Here is an 18,564-nt window from a genome sequence, read left to right as displayed (position 1 = left end):
TTTCACAATATCACTCTATTAATCAATAATTGTTACTTTTACTTGTTTTCTGCCCCATTGAATAGCATCCTCATGTTCAGGGACAAATACATCGATTTTATTACCGTTGATTGCACCGCCAATATCCTCAGCAGTTGCGTATCCATAGCCTTCTACATGGACTTTTGAGCCAAGTGGAATCACGGATGGATCCACTGCGATGACCTTTTTATCAGGATTAGCCTTAAGGTCGACACCTGTTTTGGTAATTCCAGAGCAACCTTTACATTCAGCTGTGTAGGCAGTTGCTTCAACTGTAATTTCTTTTCCAATTGGCTGTTCAGAGACAGGAGCCTCCGCTGTAGTTGGTGCTGCTGGCTCTACTGGAGCTGCTGCTTCTACTGAATTGGATTTAGCAGGTTCCTTAGGAGCCTCTTGTTTTGCCTGAGCAGGCTGTGTTTGATTAACTTGTGATTGTTCTCCATCTGTATAGATAACTAATCTCAAACCAGGATGAATGACATCGGATGATAAGTTATTCCACTTCATTAAACTATCCACTGAAACTCCGTAAACTTTTGAGATATTCCAAAGGGTATCCCCTTTTCTAATAGTTAGGGTTTTAACCGGTGAAACTTCAAGAACATCATTTGGATGAATAACATCATCTGATAGATTGTTCCATTTTTTAATCGATTGAACGGTCGTTCCATGTTGTTGAGACAGACCCCACAACGTGTCCCCTTTTTTAACGATAATCTGTTCTGCGTGTATACTCGTACCACCGACGATAAAAAGGATCGCCGCTGTTATAGCTGAAAATACTTTATATTTCAATTTGAGTTACCTCCCTGTTGTTGTTATTTCACTATGGACAAGCTTAACATAGGAATCTTACAGGAATGGGACAGGGAGATATAATTTTGATTTCGATCATAACAAGGTTATGACAAATTATTACAAAAATGGAAGAGTGTAGCTCTCACGTAATTTTCGCGTCAAACTTCTGCGTTGAACTTCCGCGTCACAGGGACGCCCCGAAAAATCTTGTTTCACAAAATGTTCCACAAAGAGATATGAAGTGATTCTCAGGTTTTATTAAACTTATTAGATGTTGGCTGTATGGAATCAGAGCTGGGTCATAAAATAACGGATGAGGAGTTCAGTTGTATGTTATTTATGTAACAGTAGAAAATCCAGCGCTTTAGTATGTATAAAAGGCTCTAGCATAGTTCATTAAGCCTAGAACATAAACTATCGTTAAATAGAGAGGGGATTTAGGTGGACGAGAAAATTAATGATGTCATTCAACCCGAAATGAAAAGTGAGATTGAACAAGTGATCCATGGAATGACCTTTACTAAAAATTTCAGATCCGCTAGTGCGGAAGAATGGTATATTTTCTTGCCAGGTTACCAGGATGTTCGAACACAAGGGGCTGCAGGAAAGGTGATCATTCATTACGATTTATATGGAAATCGGGATGTTTTTATTAATACTACCATTATATTTGATGATCCAGCCTTGTTTCATCAAGACAAGCATACACTCGTCTATGCGATTGCGGATGAACTAGTCAATAGACTTGTAGGCTATGCGGATACCCTTTTAGCCGTACATGCTGGGGAGAATTCCTATGATGCGGAATATATTCAATAGGGCACTTTTCGGGGCGTCACAGTGACGCCCCGAAAAATAAATGAGGACAAGGGTTAGTTTTACCCTTGTCCCAACAAAGTTATTGCAGATCTTGCAGGTTAATATCTAATGTACTTACGGCTTGATCATCAACAAAGGGTTTGCCGTTTGAAATTACAAAGTTTTTCTTCATTTCAAAGTAACCATTTTGATAATCATACACATATAAGATCTCGTATTCACCATCACGTAGTCGTGTTTGATAGAAACCATTATAGATATCAACGTAAGCACCATTATATCCAGTTAACATCGAAATATATAGTTGCCCTTGGTCAACTGATTCCTCGCCATTAACCACATGACCTGATAAATTTAAAGGTGGAACATCGATGTTAAGTTGGTCTGTTAATTCATCATTTACATACAATTGACCGGATTGAATACTAAATACTGTGCCTGGACTGAAATTAGAACCATCAGGAAAACCAACGTTATAGACTTTGTAATCGCCATCTAGCATGCGAAATTGAAATTTTCCTTCGTCATCGGTATTTCCCCAATATTGTAGAGGGGTTTCAGCATCGTTGATTTCCATGATATAGAAATTGCCGATAACTGGGGTTCCCTCTTCTGTTAGCGTCCCCGTTAACGTGACAGGGGGTGCAGATATTTCTAGCACTTCAAGTAATTGATCATCCTTAGATAGCTTTCCATCAACGATTGAAAAGGGTTGGAACAATTCAGTGGTTGTACCGTCCTCGATTTGAATACTTTTTACATAATAATCTCCATCTGTTAAACGCATGGCGAACGATCCATCTGAATTGATGCTTTTCCAAATATCAACACTTTGATCTTGTGAGGTAACTGAAACCATTCCATTTGTTACTGTTCGATCTCCATCCTTAACCAATCCATGTAAACTAACTGATGGTACTTCAAGCTCTATTAGTGTTTGCTCTTGACCATCCATCACGAGTTGTCCATTTAGGATTTCAAAAGTCGTATTAAACGAAATTTGTTCCCCATCGCCATATAAGTAGCCGCTAGAAACCCGATAGCTCCCATCTTTAAGGCGTAACGAGAAAGTACCATTTTCATCTGTAGAAGCATTAAATCCCTCTTGGTTAAATTCATCTGTTATTTTTTCGATAAAAATAGAGCCTTGGAGAGGGTTACCTGATTCAACCAGCTTGCCATTTAATGAAACAGGAGGTAGCTCAATCGTTAACAATGACGTTTCTTCTTCATTTTGTAGAACCTTTCCATCACGGATCTCAAAAGGAATGTTCATTTCTGTTTGTCCGTTTGGTTCATCTATCCCTTGAATCGTATACATTCCATCCTCTAATCTATATTGAAAATGGCCTTCCGCATCTGTTCGAACATTATACCAAATATACTCATCAGATCCCGACCTTACAATCGAAACATGCGTATCGGGAATAGGTTGCGTTCCTTCCAAAACTTTACCTTTCACATTCATGTCTGGAATCATAATTTGCAGGGAGGAAGTTTCCTCGCCATCTCTATAGATCTTTCCATCTATTACTTCAAAGGAAAGATGTTTCCAAGAATAGTAGGTATCATGATAGACACTAAGTGTATATATCCCATCGGTTAATGCCCTTAAAGAGAATGATCCTGTTTGATCCGTTATCACATTTTGAATAAAATCAGTGTTGTATTCATCATTGGAAATTCGTTTTTCTAGTACAATATTCGCTCCACTTATTCCAGTGGTGGAATCTGTAACTATACCTGAATAAGTATGAACAGGAAGGGTGATGGATAGTTGTCGTTTATGTGGTTTCCCATCGATGAAGATAATTCCGTCTTTCACTGTGAATCCTAGCTCATGACGATAGAACCCACCATCTACTTCAACTTCGAAAAGGAAATAATTGCCGTCATCAAGCTTAGCAGAAAATTTACCATTGTCTTCAGAAGTGATACGAATAATCTCCTCTTCATCTTCACTATACCTAGAAAGAATGAGATCCGCCTTCAATCCTTTATTTCCTTCTTTTAATTTACCTTTAAAATTACTAGATTTTTTTGATGCCTTTTTCTCTTTGTTCTTTGCAGAAATGGCTATTTGATTACCTTTGCCTATTATTTTTCCTTTTTTAACAATAAAGGTGTCACTCGTACTATACCAGTTATTATTTCTGTCTTTTATCGCTTTAACTGTGTAAGTCCCGTCAGATAATTTAGACTTAAATGACCCGTTGGCATCAGTCATGATATAAATAGGATGTAATTTTCCTTTTTCACTTATCATCACTTGGGAGTTTTTTAAGGTTTTCTCATCCTCTTTAATGGATCCCTCAACAAATCCCATGCCTGAATCCTTTGTTTGTGCAGAGCTTACAATCCCAATCACAGCGCTAATCGTAATGATAAACATAAAGGATATAAGCATTTTACATACCGTTTTCCTCATATTGAACCCCCGATTCTATAAATTTCCTTTTTTAAATTCATCCTGCTAGTCTATATTATTGCGAAATATTACATTTTTTTAGTTATATTTTCCTATAACAAAAACACCAAAAGGCACAATAAGTAGTTTAACCCCTCTTATCGTGCCTTTTTGGTAAAAAACCTTCGATTGTCTCTTAAGCAACTTTCCAAACCCTTTACTTTGAAATCAGATGAGCAACCAAGACATAACGTTCGGGTGCTGATCCTATAAAGTTAAACGGATAACATGTGCTGACTGTAAGGGTGGCTCTAGGTTTTGGGACGATGACCGTCCGATCGTCTTCATCTACAATTCGTACTTTGTTGACTTTGTAGGTAAACTCTCCTGCAGACGTTCGTACGATTAACTCATCTCCCTCACCGACTTCTCCAAGTTTACGAAAGACGGTATCGCGATGGCCAGAAAGGACACTATTGTCGTTTTCTCCAGGCAAGACGCTTCCAGCGAAATGGCCCACTCCTTTTTCCAATTCATCCTCATTTGTGCCATGATAGATTGGAAGAGTTGCATTCAATTTTGGAATATAAAGTTCTCCAATTTCTTCACCGATTTCAGGGCGTGTCGGATACAACTCTTCTTTTTTATTCAGGGTTGGACTGGCTTGTGCTTTTGTTTCTTGTACAAAAGTACTCGTAGAATCCGTTTTATATGCTAAATAACCTTTGGCAAACTTATAGATATTGGTTGTTGAAAACCAAACCCCAAATAAAATAACAACGACCAAAAACGATAAAAGATAGATTCGTTTTTTTCTATGCGATCGCTTATTTTTAAAGCGTGCCACCTTACATATTCCTTACCTTTCTAAACATAAAAATTCCCGCAAACATGATGAACATTCCTAAAAGGGCATTTGGAATGTAGTCAGAAGCTGTTTTGGGAAGCTTGGCCCCTTTAACGGTTTTATGTTCCGTCGTTTTCTTTTCGATTAAATTATTTTGTTTTTCGGACTTCGTAACTGGTGCTTGTTTTTCAGATTTCGTAACTGGTGCTTGTTTTACCACTTTTGTTACTTCTTCTGCAGACTTCTCAATTTGTTTACCTGTTTCAATAATGGTATCAGACTCGACCATTTCTCCTGTTATCAGAAGGTCGGCAAGGAATTGTCCGCTCGCGCTGTATAGTAAAACTTTTAAATTAGCACCTTTTAATTCCTCTATTTTCATTAAATCCCATAACGATAATGGAGTTTCAGAAGTACCATTTACTAAGCTAAAGGATGCTTTTAGTTGAAAAATTGACATGAATTCTTCATAAATAGACACTAACTCACCCATTTGTTGTGCTGTAATCTCACTTACTACATCAAAGTCCCCAAACGCCATCATGCGGTTCCCCAATTTTTCAAGACGTGCTGCAGTTTCAGGTTTGGATAGATGTTCTTCTAAAGACAGTATATGATTTTCTAGTTTTTGCAGTTCTTCATTGGTCAGACCTATTTCTTCTTGAAAAGCAGATAGAAGACTAGCGAACATTTCTTCATCTATTTCCGATAAAATTTCATCAATGTCTCCTGTATAGAGTAAAAGGGCATTATCCAGATCATCTAAGAAGATATAATCATCAAGATTTTCGCCATTTTCCTGTAACAAATGCTGAAGACCATCTTTATCAAGTTCATAATCTTCAAAAAGGCCTTGTAAGTTACTCAAATCTGCTTTGATCACTTCGCCTAAAAATTCGGACAACTCTTCCACTGATTCATAACTTTCTAGACTTTCATCATAAAAAGATAGAAGAGACATTTGAATATCCTCTTTTGTTACGATAAATCCTCTTTCACTGCTCACTTCTTCTAAATAGCTTGTTAGATCCTGCTCAAAGTTAGTGTTTTGAGCCGCCGCAGTTAAGTTTGAAGACAAGCCAAATAACAATAAAACCGCAAATAAAATACTTAGAACTTTTTTCATACTCTTTCCCCTTTAATTTTTTATCTGTTTCTAGAAAATTATAATTCAAAAGTGGTGATTCAACAATATGAATTTTGAGAAAAATGAAAAAAGATGACGAAATAGGGACTTCATAATGCCAAAAAACAAATTAAGGAACGGTGATTAATAGTGATGATTTATAGGGTTGCTGTGAGTCTAGTCTAGAGGACTTAAGAGGGGGAAGGAGCAGTGAAACGCGAGAACCGTCCCCATGTTTCAACTTATATCAAATAGGGGTATATAAAAGTAATAAAATGTACATAAAATAGTGGGTTTACCGAGATCGCTGGAAAGATGGCTGTTTCGGAGAGGGTAAACTTCTAGCTGAAACGAATGCTTATTTTAAGTGGATTTTTCAGATTAGCGGTGGAGGTAGAAAGTATTTATCAGTGAAGGCAAAAGGGACTGAACTGAATCGAATTGACAAATGTTCATGGTCTACTTGTCAAGTATTGGTAATACTAATTTGTATTGCCCTGAAATAAATAAATTTACTGAGCCTTTAGCCGTATGAAATCTAACCGTGTATAGGGTATGAATAATCATCTATTACTAATAGTTGATTTTTTACAATAAGTGTACTGAATAGGAGGTTTAGGTATGAAAAACAAAAAAGTAATCATAATTAGTGTTTTTGCTATCTTTTTATTGATCCTCTCAACGAGTATCGTATCAGCAAAGCTAATGGCAGGAAAAAAAGAGCCTGAATTAGAGCAAATAGGAACAGTAACGACACTTGAAAATGACAATGTGATAAAGATAAATGGTAACGATTTAACCCAGGATCAAGGTTTTGAAAAGGGTGAAGAGTACAAGGTTCAAAGCAATCGGGTAGCAGGAGCTGCTGTGGCCTCTGATTTAGGTGGGGACTTATTTACCAAAGAATCAGAGGGAATTAAGTTTGAACCTGTGGGAGCTGAATTGGCTTTATATGAAAAACCAACTTTTTTGATGGATAAAACGAAGGCTTATACCTATAAAAGTAATGGAGAAACAGTAAAGTATTCCTATATGGGTAAATATGATAAGTGGGATAAGTGGGGAACAAATGATGGAGATGTATTTCTTCAGTTTGAAGATCAGGATGGACTTTATACAGGTTGGCCAGAATCTGAATATTATATCGATATTAAATATCCAGCAAAAGTAGGAACATCATGGGATATCGGATATGAGGGCGAGGGGACAGCGGAAATAACCTCTCTATCTAAAACCGTAGAAACTCCAGCCGGTACATTTACAAATTGCCTTGAAATTAAGCAAAATGGATTCACCGTTTACTATGCCAAAAATATAGGAATGATCCAATCCCTTCAAAACGGAAAAGTAGTCTCTGAACTTGTTAAAGTAGAGTGAAACATGGGGGCGGTTCTCGCGTTTCATTTGATAATAGAGCAGACCGGGTCACAGTGACGCCCCGAAAAAATGATAAACAAGTAGCCGTATATTTTGCTGAAGCAATCAGTATAAATATATACGGCTATTTCTTTTGTGTATTAAACTGTTAATTTTATTATTGGGCTGTTTAGAAATTGAGAAAAAGGTTTTCCAAATTGATTCAAAGTTCTGGGACCTTTTTTTAGGGATAATAATAATAATTGGTTGAAAATCCCATTTAGATAGCAATAAAGTTGGTAATTTAGTAGTATAAAAGTAATGAAACGTTAGGAGGGGATTGGATAAAAAAGTGTCAATCATGCGGTCATAAGAATCAAGAAAATAATTCCTTTTGCACAGAATGTGGATTTTCATTGATTGATCAACCTTCAAGGGCTGCACACAAGGAAAATGGTAATAAAAATATTCGCAAAATAAACAATAATAAAACACCAATCATTATCGCGTTGGTTGCTATCCTTTTTATCGGCTTGTTTACGGGCTATCAATTGTTAGCAAAGAAGTATAGTGAGGAAGCGGTAATTAAGCAATTCCAATCCGCTCTTATTAGCAAAGACAAAGATGTGTTGAAGGAATTGATTGTACCCGCTGATACTCGCGTAAAGGTGAATAATCAAAGCCTGGATGCTTTATTTTCCCTGATTGACAATCAGCCTTCTTTGATCCAGGATATTGAAGATTCCTTACGTGAAGAGGAACTTGGCAACAATTTATTTTCCATACGAATGGACGGGAAGCATTTCGGAATATTTGACCGTTATGTCATAGATACGTTAGGATATTTTATTACGTTCAATGATCCCGGGGTAGAAACGACTATTTATTTAAATGAAAGTGAAATTGGGATCTTGGATGGATCGAAGGAAACAACAGAATTTGGCCCCTTTTTAGCAGGAAATTATACAGTAAAAGCGGCCTATAAAAAAGATGGGAAAACAAATGAAGATGCCCTTACAGTAACGTTAACAGGAACAAAAGCAACGACTGAGGTTGCTCTAAATATTGGATCGACAGAAGAGAAAGAAGAAGTAAAAGAGAAGACCGTTATAAAAGAGGTGATCAGAGAAGTTCCGGTGAGCACGGGAAATAGTTATTATTTGTTGCCACATAGCAGTTATTCTTACTTAAGTTATTCTGATATTGCTGGATTTTCAAAAAGTGAGTTACGTTTAGCGAGAAATGAAATTTATGCTCGTTACGGCTATATTTTTCAATCGGATGACTTGAGGGCTTATTTTAACAGCCAAGATTGGTATTATCCAGATTCAAGCTATAACGGAAATTTATCATCTATAGAGAAACATAATGTAGACTTCATTAAGTCTTATGAATAGGAAGTCCATGATGAAAAGACTTTCCATATTCGTCGTCATCATTGCTTGTATCATTTCATTTATCGTTCTTCGATTAGATTCTCAAACAGAAATAGGAATTATAAATAGCCTTTCAAGCAATAAGGTGGAAAAGAATGTCCGCGAAAAGAGCATGGTTGCGACAGAATTAACCGAGGAACAGGAAGAGCGGGAGAATACTGTCATGATAGAAAAGCGATCAGAGGAAAAAACAGATGAAACACCTCCAGCGACCGAGATCACAGAACCTTTTCTTGTTGTGATTGATCCAGGTCATCAAGCAAAAGCGAATCTTGAACAAGAGCCCATTGGACCTGATGCCAGAGAGACAAAGTATAAAGTTACAGGTGGAACAACAGGGGTTGCTACGGGGAAGCCTGAATATGTACTCGCGCTTGAAGCGGCCCATTTGTTAAAAGCACAGTTAGAAAAGAAGGGGTTTCAAGTGATTTTAACAAGGTCTTCTCATGATGTAGATATTAGCAATCGGGAACGAGCAGAAATAGCGAATAAACATGAAGCTGATTTGTTTGTACGCCTTCATGCGGATGGATCAGAAAGTGCAGAAATGAACGGTTTTTCAGTTCTCGTTCCTGGAAAAGATAATCCATATACAGTGGCTATCTACGATGATAGCTACATGGCAGCCCAAACGGTACTTTCCCTTATGTCAAAAGAAGTAAAGATTTATCAAAATGGCCTCTATTTTAGAAATGACCTGTCAGGCTTTAATTGGTCAAAAGTACCAGTCATACTAACAGAAATCGGCTTCATGACCAACCCCGAAGAAGATAAAAAACTATCAAATGAAGACTACCTCACACACCTAATCAAACAACTCGCTGCTGGAATAGAAGCGTACGCTAAAACGAAACATGGGGACGGTTCTCATGTTTCATTTGCTTTTTCAACAATTGGGTTGGTTTTCTGCTTTTCCTCTTGTCTATTCAACAGTCATTGTTCACTATTTCTATATATCTTTTATAAAAAGGTGGCAGGTATTTAGTACTAAATGTTGAATATGGACATAGATTCCCTCTTACACTCTCCGCGATTTTAACTGCAGCTAGCTTCAACTTTTTACCCATCACGTTTTCCAGCTTTTTTTTGCGATCGATTGTACTAAAAAATAAAAGGAGGTTCCTTTGTATTGACGGTCAAAGTTCCAAGTGTTGGTTGTAAGGCCTTGAAGGCTACCGAATTCAAGTCTAGGTTGTAGGAAAAAGCCTCCCAAGATCATTATTGATTTGCTGAAACTTATCTATCCACTTTTATCCTTCTTACCGCTAAAAACCTTAGATCCTATGCCAACCTCCACCACTGTTCGTTTACCACAAACAAATCCAATCCCATAAAATGATTTTCACAGCCATTCATGATCGAATGGATATTTTGTTGTTTTTGCATTCAAAAAAGGTAGAAGATCGTAACATATTCAATTTATCGAGCGGTTGCTCTCCGATGAGAACATTGATCTTAAGAAAATACCAAACTGAATTTTTGAAAGATGGTGATAAAGGTGCCGCGTGAAGCAAGAAAGAAAAGCCAGACACGCATATACCATATTATTTGGAGGGGTGCGAATAGACAGGAAATCTTTCATGACAATATGGATTGGATTCGATTTCTTGATACTCTTAAAAGATACAAAATAGCCCATCAAATGGCTATCTATGCATGGTGTTTAATGGGGAATCATGTTCATTTGCTTATAAAAGAGGGGAATGAGGATATTTCCGTTACAATGAAACGAATCGGGATCAGTTATGCTAGGTATTATCACGAGAAGTACTTTACAACCGGCCATCTCTTTCAGGGCCGGTTCAAAAGTGAAAACATTGAAACATTAGGCACTTTTCTAAGAGTAGTGCGATATATCCATCAAAATCCAGTAAAAGCGGGAATGGTGAATCATGCAGTAGAATGGAAATGGAGCAGTTGCAGGGGATACTATGGGCAGCCTCTTTATCAAGGCAATATGTTGAACTGTCAAATGGTTTTAAAAAGGTTTTCTAGTAATCCTATGATAGCTAGGGAAAGATTTAGAGAATTTAATGAAAGAGAAACGAAGGATAATGATAATAGAGTAGAAGTCCCATCAAATCAAAAAAGATTAACAGATGAGAAGGCCGGAATGGAGATTAAGAAGCGATTGGGAATAATTGAAATTGCACAGGTTAAGAGTTTGCCTAAAACCGAGAGAAACGAGATATTGAGGAAAGTGAAAAGAATTGAGGGACTGTCATTAAGGCAAGCTGCAAGAATCTTGGGAGTTTCTGTGAGTCTAGTTTATAGAGCTTAAGAGGGGAAAGGTGGTGAAACGGGAGATCCGTCCCCATGTTTCAAAAAGGTGAAGTGAAACAGCAGAACCGTCCCGACGATTCAAAAAGGAAATTGCACAGGTTAAGTGTCTACCTAAAACCGAGAGAAACGAGATATTGAGAAAAGTAAAGAGAATTGAGGGACTGTCACTAAGGCAAGCTGCAAGAATCTTGGGAGTTTCTTTGAGTCTAGTTTATAGAGCTTAAGAGGGAAGAGGTGGTGAAACGGGAGAACCGTCCCCATGTTTCAAAAAGGTGAAGTGAAACAGCAGAACCGTCCCGACGTTCCCACCACCGACGTTCCACCGCCGTTTCACTCACCTCTCAAGAACCTTCCTGGCGTTTTTGGGAAAAGAGTTCCACAAATGGCCATATAAGGTTGTATCCTCCTTGAGGGAGAAAGCGGCTTGGAAGCCAAATTGTACTTTTGACAAAAGTACGAGTATTATCGTGGGCTTCTTTAACAGCTTTTAATACTTCTTTGTCAGGCTGAGCTAAGCTTTTATTTTCTTTTTCATCATAAATGGCTCGTAAGTCTACCTCAGAATGTTTAACCACCCAATTTCCTTTTTCTTGTGCTAGTTTTAAATCAATGACACCGAGGTGGCTTCCATAGAACCCTGGCAGGACAACGGGTACCCCGTTTATTGTTCCTTTTTCAGCATCAACTCCTGGGAGATTTCCATCGTTTCCTGGGAATGTGGTATGGGTATGACCGGCAATAATCGCATCGATGCCGTCTACCTTTGTTAGGTCGTAGGCCGCAAGTTCCTCAAACTCCTTGACTTCTGCATCCCCAATTCCTGTGTGGGCCAAGACAATAATCAAATCAGCACCCTCATCTTTCATTTTCGGAATTTGTGCTTGTACTGATTTAACAATATCTTTCGTAATTACTTTACCAGCAAGATGTTTTTCATCCCATTCAGTGATTTGTGGAGTAACCGCACCGACTACGCCTACTTTAATCACATGCGAATGTCCACTGTCGTCTACTACCTTTTTCTTTAAAATTGTATACGGTTTGAAATAATGTTTATCATTAGAAGGATCGTTATCATGGTCAACCTTATACACGTTCGCATTGACATAAGGCATTGGTGCATCGTCCAGTACTTCATCGAGAAACTCTAGTCCGAAATTAAACTCATGGTTACCGACCGTTGCAGCATCATAGTCTAATTTTTTCATTGCTTGAAAAACTGGATGAAGTTCACCCTCCTCAAGCTTGTCAACTTTTGCTACATATTCGCCAAGCGGATTTCCTTCAATGAGGTCCCCATTATCAAAAAGCAGGGTGTTTTTCGCTTCTGCTCTTGCTTCCTTGATAAGAGTAGCGGTTTTGGCTAAACCAACTTTCTGAATCTCAGCATCCTCATAATAATCATAATTATAAAGATGCGTGTGAATATCTGTCGTTCCAAGAATCCTTAAAGATAAGTCGGGTGTTCCTGTCTGCTCTGAATTGGCAGCCAATACAGTTTGATACGGAAGAGGAGCAACGAGGACGGATAATGCCAAAGCAGTTGCCGATAACCTTTTATAGGCTCTAACTAACGGTTTTTTCAATGGAAACAGCTCCTTATTATGGTCTTTAGCTTATGATTAATATAGAGAAGTTCCTATACATAGATAGGCCATAAAGGTTGAATAGGGTTAAGAGTATGTATAAAAATAAGATCAAATTCCCGTGAGGTGGAAGGGGTAGGGCACGGGGAAAGGTACGATTCTTCACTCCAAAAGTATATGTAATCTTCTTTTTCCATGTTTCATCGACAGTGAATGAAACACCAGAACCGTCCCCATGTTTCATGTCGATTTGTACACATAAGTGAAACGCGAGAACCGTCCCCATGTTTCAAAACACCGGAACTGTCCTCAAGTTTCATTCAGCAAATTGTAGGTGTCGGGTTTTCCAAAGGAACCACTGAGATTGACGTTTTTCTCGGGGGATGAATTTGCGTATTTCATCCTGATTGAATCCTGTCATAATTTTTTTGTTGTCTGTAATAATGGGGGATTTTAGTAATTCTTTATGTTGTTGGATGAGTTCGAGTAATTCCTTTAATGAGAGTTCATCCACTTTGATTTCTTTATATACGTCCGATTTGGTCGCCAAAATATCGTCAGTGCCCTCTAACGTCAACCGAAGAATACTTTTCAATTCCCCGATGGTTAGTGGGTTCTTCGATATTTTCCGTTCAATATAAGGAATGTTATTTTTTTCAAACCACTCTTTTGCTTTGACTGATGATCCACAATTTGCTTTAGTTATGACGGTAATAGTCATACTTCATTCTCCTTTTGACTTTTATTTTAACAATCATTTAAAAGTTGTCTCGAACACAACGAAGAGATGAAAGCCTCTTCGTTGTGTTCGAGACAACTGCTCTAAGAATAAACATGATGCTATGACTCTCTTATTTTCCCAATGCCTTCCTGGACTTTTCCCTTCACTTTATCCAGTTTTCCTTCTGTTTCCGTTGAACGGTCATTGGTTGCTTTTCCCCATTGCTCTTTTGCCTCACCTTTTACTTGATCCAGACTTCCTTTTAATTTATCTTCATTCATAATAAACCCTCCGTCTCTACTTTTTATCTATAGATCTCTACCCTTTGTTAAAGAGATCTAAACTTATTTATAAAATTATTGTGATTTCATTCGTCCTTCATTTTGGGATTGCAGCCTAATGAAACACGAGAACCGTCCCCATGTTTCATTGCTCTTGTAAGTTCTCTTCAACGTTCTTTTTAGCCTCAATTCCTTCCTCTTTTAATGTTTCTTCAACATTTTTCTTAGCCTCTTCTAAATTCTCATTTCCTTCCTCTACTTGCTTCTCGGCTTCTTGCTCTGTGTTTGTATCTAACTGATCTTTTTGCTCGCCATCACTTATGCCATTATCTTGGTCAACTCCATCCCCACATCCAGCTAAACCAAATGTAAGTAATGCAGCCAATCCCCCTACTAAAAATAAATTCTTCGTCATTATTGCTCCTCCTTTAAAAATTTTGTTAAATGTATTCCCGGTGAGGGTGAAGGTGAAACCTATATTACTAAAACTTTTTAACCTATCGCTGAATGGGCAGAAAATCTCGACATCTTGATTTTGAGTAAATATATAGAAGGTAGATGGTAGATAACTGCCCATAAAGCTTCAAAAGTTGAACAAAGACTAAATTCGCCTACGGCAATGTTTGCGTGAACAGATCTTGTGGCCTCAGGCTTTCCATCAGTGGGGAGAAAGAAAATCTTCGTTGATGGAAGGTCCCCTTTTTCTAAGTAAGCCATGTTTGAAATCATTTGAAAGGGGTAGTCAATTAGCGAGTTAATTCGAGAGAGAGAAGGAGAGATGTTTAATGAATGCAAGAGATATGATGGATGGTTGGTCCGTGTACTTGAATCAAATTCCCAACCTCCTCTTTGCGCTGCTGGTCTTACTGATAGGCTGGTTGGTTGCTAAAGGAATTGGAAAAGGGGTAGAAGCTGCCCTAAAGAAAACAAGTTTAGATAATAAACTTTTTTCAGGTGCGGGAAAAGAAAAGAGAAAATACTCAATTGAATTCATTATTGGAAAAATCGTTTACTATATTTTATTGATTTTTGTGTGGATTATCTTCTTCAATATGCTTAATTTAAGCCTGATTGCACAACCACTCGTAAATATGGTTTCAATTATTACTTCCGCTATTCCAAATATATTGAAAGCAGCTCTTATTCTATTATTAGCTTGGGTGGTTGCTATCGCACTGCGTTTTCTTTTTACAAAAGGCGCATCGATGATTCATTTAGATCGTAAACTAGTCAATTGGAAAATGGCGACGAATGAACTGGAAGCCGGCAGCAAAGTGAACAATATTGCTAAAGCCATCTTCTATTTTGTGCTCCTGCTATTCCTACCAGGCGTATTGGGCGCTCTACAATTGGAAGGCATTTCAGAGCCATTCTCAAACGCACTTTCCGCGATGCTTGCTTTTATTCCTAAGTTATTTGCAGCCGCACTTATTGTGTTTATCGGTTGGATGATTGCGAAACTCGTTCGCGATATTTTAACAAACTTCTTAAAAAGTACAGGGGTAGACAAACTTGGACAGCGATTTGAAATTTTAAGAAATGGCGAAGACACAAGTCTGTCCAGTATGATTGGAAATATTGTGTTTATCTTGATCTTAATTCCAACGATTATTACAGCTTTAGAAAAGCTAGAGCTGAGAGGAATTTCTGATCCGGCCATTGCCATGCTGCAGGATGTCCTGACACTGATCCCAAATATCGTGGTAGCTATTATCCTGTTATTAATAGGGATCTGGCTTGGAAAATGGGTGGAAAAATTGGTCACACAAATGCTTTGGCGTGTAAAGCTTGATAATATCTCTACTCATATAGGGATGGGCTCATTAAACTCGGCACAACCGAAGTACAGTCTTTCTCAAATCGTAGGCATGCTTGCCAAAGTAGTTGTTATTTTAATCTTTACGGCGGAAGCCTTACAAATTGTTGGTTTAGACTTCTTAGTTTCCTTGGCATCAGGGGTCATCGCCTACTTGCCAATGCTGTTTGCAGCCATTTTTATTTTAGGAATTGGTTTATATTTAGGCCAGTTAATCGAGCGTGTTTTACAAAATACTGTCAAACACAATTACTCTCGCACTCTAGCGGCTATCGCTAAATATACGATCTTTGTTATTACTGTATTCATGGCATTGGATCAATTGGGTGTGGCTCATTCCATCGTTAATGCTGCCTTTATTCTCATCCTAGGCGGCTTGGCACTTGCGTTTGGTCTCGCATTTGGCCTTGGCGGGAAGGATTTTGCGGCAAAATATTTAAGTAAACTTGACAACAAACTAGATAAGGAAAATCGTAACCTGTAAGCTCGACTACAACACTCCGAAACTCTCAACGATTTCGGAGTGTTTATTTTTTAGCTAGTAAAAAAACAACAAACAGGAGGTGCTGGTGCCGAATGGTACTGATCAACTTATTGATAATCTTTCTATTAATCCTCTTAACTGCATTTTTTGTCGCAACTGAATTTGCCATTGTAAAAGTTCGGTCTTCCAGACTTGAACAATTGCAAGCTGAAGGAAGAAAGAACGCTGACTCAGCGATCAAGGTTGTGAACCATCTTGATGAATATCTATCAGCCTGTCAACTCGGAATTACGGTTACGGCATTAGGACTCGGTTGGTTGGGAGAGCCTACCGTAGAAAAGATTTTTCACCCGATCTTAGCTGCATTAAATCTGAATGAAGCGGTAATACAAGTTTTATCCTTTGCGCTTGCCTTTTCGATCGTTACCTTTATTCATGTAGTCGTAGGGGAACTAGCCCCCAAAACAGTCGCCATTCAAAAGGCTGAGGAGATCACCCTGCTTTTCTCAAAACCGATTATTCTATTTTATAAAATGATGTATCCGTTTATATGGGCCTTCAACCATTCCTCACGTTGGCTTGTTGGGATCTTTGGTTTAAAGCCTGCGACCGAACACGAATTAGCACACTCGGAAGAAGAATTGCGGATCCTCCTGGCGGAAAGCTATGAAAGCGGGGAGATTAACGAAAACGAATGGAGATATGTTAATAATATTTTTGAGTTTGATGAGAGGGTCGCAAAAGAAATCATGGTGCCTCGCATCGAAATGAGCTGTATATCGATTGACGATACGATTTACGAGATTTTTCAAAAGCTGGATACAGAACCATTCACTCGTTATCCGGTCATGGATGGAGATAAAGACCATATTATCGGAGTAATGAACGTTAAAATGCTACTAATGGCAAAAGCCAAAGCGAAAGGATCTCAGCTAAATTGGAACATGAAGTCCTTTATTCAGCCTGCTATTCAAGTCATTGAAACGACCCCCATTCATGATTTATTGATCAGAATGCAGAAAGAACAGACCCATATGGCGATATTAATGGATGAATATGGCGGTACCTCTGGATTAATTACTATTGAAGATATTATAGAAGAAATTGTTGGTGAAGTAAGGGATGAATTTGATGCCGAAGAAGTGGCAGAAATTCGTACAATCACAGCGGATCATTATATCGTTGATGCAAAATTATCGATTCGGGATGTTAACGAACGACTTGGGGTCCACTTATTCGCTGAAGATGTAGATACGATTGGCGGCTGGTTTCTCACACAAACAGCCGATACGAAAGAGGTTGCTCATGTGGAAGTAGAAGCGGAAGGATATGTATTTAAGGTCCATCGATCTGATGGCTATCACATCTGGTATTTGGAAGTGAAGAAACGGTAAGAAAAGCCTGCTTGTCAAGCCTGTTCCCCGATGCTTACTGATTCGGAGTCAGGTTTTTTTAAAAAAAGCTATTTTCGTAAAGTTTGTTGTTAAAATTTAAAGGCCAATTTTAACGTGGACATAGTTATTTTCAGGCTTCAATTCAGTTTGCAGCTCTTTTCTTTTTCTGATAGAACTTGATTCACAGTGAGAAACTTAGATCAAACATTCTATTTTTCATACTATAAGCAACAATGCATGAGAAAAGAGCTTTTAAAAAAAATACGAGACAAAATCTAGTAAAACAAAAATAAAAGAGTTTAAGATTCTCAGAATGGTGGTATTACATTTATAAGGTTACAGGGACAACCTGTTGAACCACACTTTTAAGAAGAGGGAGGTATTTAGGAATGAATCTTTTAAAGAAATATTCGAATAGTACCTCAGCTTCTATCCTGAGTGGGGAGACATGACGTAAAAGGAAGCAATTTTAATTTTTCAAATCTGATGGATTAAAAACATTTTAGGAGGAATTTTAAATGGCTGACAAAAACAAAAGCAAAAACAAGGATAAAAATATGAGTATGGAAGAAAGAGGACGTAAAGGCGGAAAATCAACTGCCGAAAACCATGATAAAGAGTTTTATCAGGAAATTGGCCGTAAAGGTGGAGAAGCCACGGCTGAAAACCATGATAAAGAGTTTTATCAGGAGATTGGACGTAAAGGCGGAGAAACAACCGCAGAGAACCATGATAGTGACTTCTATCAGGAGATCGGACAAAAAGGTGGAGAAACAACCGCCGAAAAGCATGGGAAGGAATTCTATCAGGAGATCGGTCAAAAAGGTGGAGAAACAACTGCTGAAAAGCATGGGAAGGAATTCTATCAGGAGATCGGTCAAAAAGGTGGAGAAACAACCGCTGAAAAACATGGGAAAGAGTTCTATCAGGAGATTGGTCGAAAAGGCGGAGAGGCAACCGCTGAAAACCACGACGATGAATTCTATGAAGAGATTGGCCGAAAAGGCGGAAAGGCAACCGCTGAAAATCATGATAAAGAATTCTATGAAGAAATTGGTCGAAAAGGCGGAAAGACAACCGCTGAAAACCATGATAAAGAATTCTACGAAGAAAATGGGAAAAAGGGCGGAAGATCACGCAAAAACAAACGTGATGAGGATGATGACGAATAAAAGCCCGCGTGAAGTTT

16 protein-coding genes and 1 pseudogene are annotated in these 18,564 nt (G+C 38.2%); 9 read left to right on the top strand and 8 right to left on the bottom strand.

Annotated elements, in window-relative coordinates; genetic code table 11:
- Positions 1-18 precede the first annotated feature (18 nt).
- On the bottom strand, positions 19-816 hold the full coding sequence (locus tag R4Z10_RS19280) for a LysM peptidoglycan-binding domain-containing protein (RefSeq protein ID WP_338470888.1): 798 nt from the start codon (positions 814-816) through the stop codon (positions 19-21).
- Positions 817-1,296: 480 nt separating this feature from the next.
- Between R4Z10_RS19280 and R4Z10_RS19275 the strand changes: the two genes are divergently transcribed.
- The gene (locus tag R4Z10_RS19275; RefSeq protein WP_338473283.1) at positions 1,297-1,638 is read left to right on the top strand and encodes a hypothetical protein; all 342 of its coding nucleotides are present in this window, start codon (positions 1,297-1,299) and stop codon (positions 1,636-1,638) included.
- Positions 1,639-1,717: 79 nt separating this feature from the next.
- On the opposite strand, the gene R4Z10_RS19270 is transcribed toward R4Z10_RS19275, so the two are convergent.
- The 3 genes from R4Z10_RS19270 to R4Z10_RS19260 form a co-directional block, all read right to left on the bottom strand.
- Positions 1,718-4,066 carry a carboxypeptidase-like regulatory domain-containing protein gene (locus R4Z10_RS19270; RefSeq protein WP_338470887.1) on the bottom strand — a complete coding sequence of 783 codons (2,349 nt, stop codon included), beginning with the start codon at positions 4,064-4,066 and terminating at the stop codon, positions 1,718-1,720.
- Between the two features lie 196 nt (positions 4,067-4,262).
- Positions 4,263-4,892, bottom strand: coding sequence for a class D sortase (locus R4Z10_RS19265; protein ID WP_338470886.1), 630 nt, complete (start codon positions 4,890-4,892; stop codon positions 4,263-4,265).
- Between the two features lies 1 nt (position 4,893).
- A complete protein-coding gene (locus R4Z10_RS19260) occupies positions 4,894-6,018 on the bottom strand; it encodes a processed acidic surface protein (protein ID WP_338470885.1) in 1,125 nt (374 codons plus the stop codon).
- Positions 6,019-6,639: 621 nt separating this feature from the next.
- Here R4Z10_RS19260 and R4Z10_RS19255 point away from each other — a divergent pair.
- The 4 genes from R4Z10_RS19255 (at position 6,640) to R4Z10_RS19240 (ending at position 11,091) form a co-directional block, all read left to right on the top strand.
- A complete protein-coding gene (locus R4Z10_RS19255) occupies positions 6,640-7,395 on the top strand; it encodes a hypothetical protein (protein WP_338470884.1) in 756 nt (251 codons plus the stop codon).
- Positions 7,396-7,790: 395 nt separating this feature from the next.
- Complete coding sequence (locus tag R4Z10_RS19250; protein ID WP_338470883.1) at positions 7,791-8,771, top strand: YARHG domain-containing protein; 981 nt, start codon at positions 7,791-7,793, stop codon at positions 8,769-8,771.
- 10 nt (positions 8,772-8,781) lie between these two features.
- Positions 8,782-9,795 carry an N-acetylmuramoyl-L-alanine amidase gene (locus tag R4Z10_RS19245; protein ID WP_338470882.1) on the top strand — a complete coding sequence of 338 codons (1,014 nt, stop codon included), beginning with the start codon at positions 8,782-8,784 and terminating at the stop codon, positions 9,793-9,795.
- A 501-nt stretch (positions 9,796-10,296) separates the two neighbouring features.
- Positions 10,297-11,091, top strand: coding sequence for a transposase (locus tag R4Z10_RS19240; RefSeq protein ID WP_338470881.1), 795 nt, complete (start codon positions 10,297-10,299; stop codon positions 11,089-11,091).
- Between the two features lie 343 nt (positions 11,092-11,434).
- Here R4Z10_RS19240 and R4Z10_RS19235 read toward each other — a convergent pair whose 3' ends face one another.
- From R4Z10_RS19235 to R4Z10_RS19220, 4 genes are all read right to left on the bottom strand, one after another.
- On the bottom strand, positions 11,435-12,679 hold the full coding sequence (locus R4Z10_RS19235) for a metallophosphoesterase (RefSeq protein ID WP_338470880.1): 1,245 nt from the start codon (positions 12,677-12,679) through the stop codon (positions 11,435-11,437).
- Positions 12,680-12,995: 316 nt separating this feature from the next.
- Positions 12,996-13,400, bottom strand: coding sequence for a Spx/MgsR family RNA polymerase-binding regulatory protein (locus R4Z10_RS19230; RefSeq protein ID WP_338470879.1), 405 nt, complete (start codon positions 13,398-13,400; stop codon positions 12,996-12,998).
- Between the two features lie 119 nt (positions 13,401-13,519).
- Positions 13,520-13,681 carry a CsbD family protein gene (locus R4Z10_RS19225; RefSeq protein ID WP_338470878.1) on the bottom strand — a complete coding sequence of 54 codons (162 nt, stop codon included), beginning with the start codon at positions 13,679-13,681 and terminating at the stop codon, positions 13,520-13,522.
- 145 nt (positions 13,682-13,826) lie between these two features.
- Positions 13,827-14,096 carry a hypothetical protein gene (locus R4Z10_RS19220; RefSeq protein WP_338470877.1) on the bottom strand — a complete coding sequence of 90 codons (270 nt, stop codon included), beginning with the start codon at positions 14,094-14,096 and terminating at the stop codon, positions 13,827-13,829.
- A 370-nt stretch (positions 14,097-14,466) separates the two neighbouring features.
- Between R4Z10_RS19220 and R4Z10_RS19215 the strand changes: the two genes are divergently transcribed.
- The 4 genes and pseudogenes from R4Z10_RS19215 to R4Z10_RS19200 all read left to right on the top strand — a co-directional run bounded on the left by R4Z10_RS19215 (position 14,467) and on the right by R4Z10_RS19200 (position 18,547).
- The gene (locus tag R4Z10_RS19215) at positions 14,467-15,981 is read left to right on the top strand and encodes a mechanosensitive ion channel (protein WP_338470876.1); all 1,515 of its coding nucleotides are present in this window, start codon (positions 14,467-14,469) and stop codon (positions 15,979-15,981) included.
- 92 nt (positions 15,982-16,073) lie between these two features.
- Complete coding sequence (locus tag R4Z10_RS19210) at positions 16,074-17,375, top strand: hemolysin family protein (RefSeq protein WP_338470875.1); 1,302 nt, start codon at positions 16,074-16,076, stop codon at positions 17,373-17,375.
- 557 nt (positions 17,376-17,932) lie between these two features.
- Positions 17,933-18,349, top strand: a pseudogene (locus tag R4Z10_RS19205) (general stress protein); the annotation flags it as partial.
- Between the two features lie 18 nt (positions 18,350-18,367).
- Positions 18,368-18,547, top strand: a complete 180-nt coding sequence (locus R4Z10_RS19200; RefSeq protein WP_338473282.1) for a KGG domain-containing protein — start codon at positions 18,368-18,370, stop codon at positions 18,545-18,547.
- Positions 18,548-18,564: the final 17 nt, after the last annotated feature.

The sequence above is a fragment of the Niallia sp. XMNu-256 genome (assembly GCF_036670015.1).
Taxonomy (GTDB): Bacteria; Bacillota; Bacilli; order Bacillales; family Cytobacillaceae; genus Bacillus_BD.
Note: the sequence above shows the minus strand (reverse complement) of the source record. Positions and strands in the feature narration are given on the sequence as shown.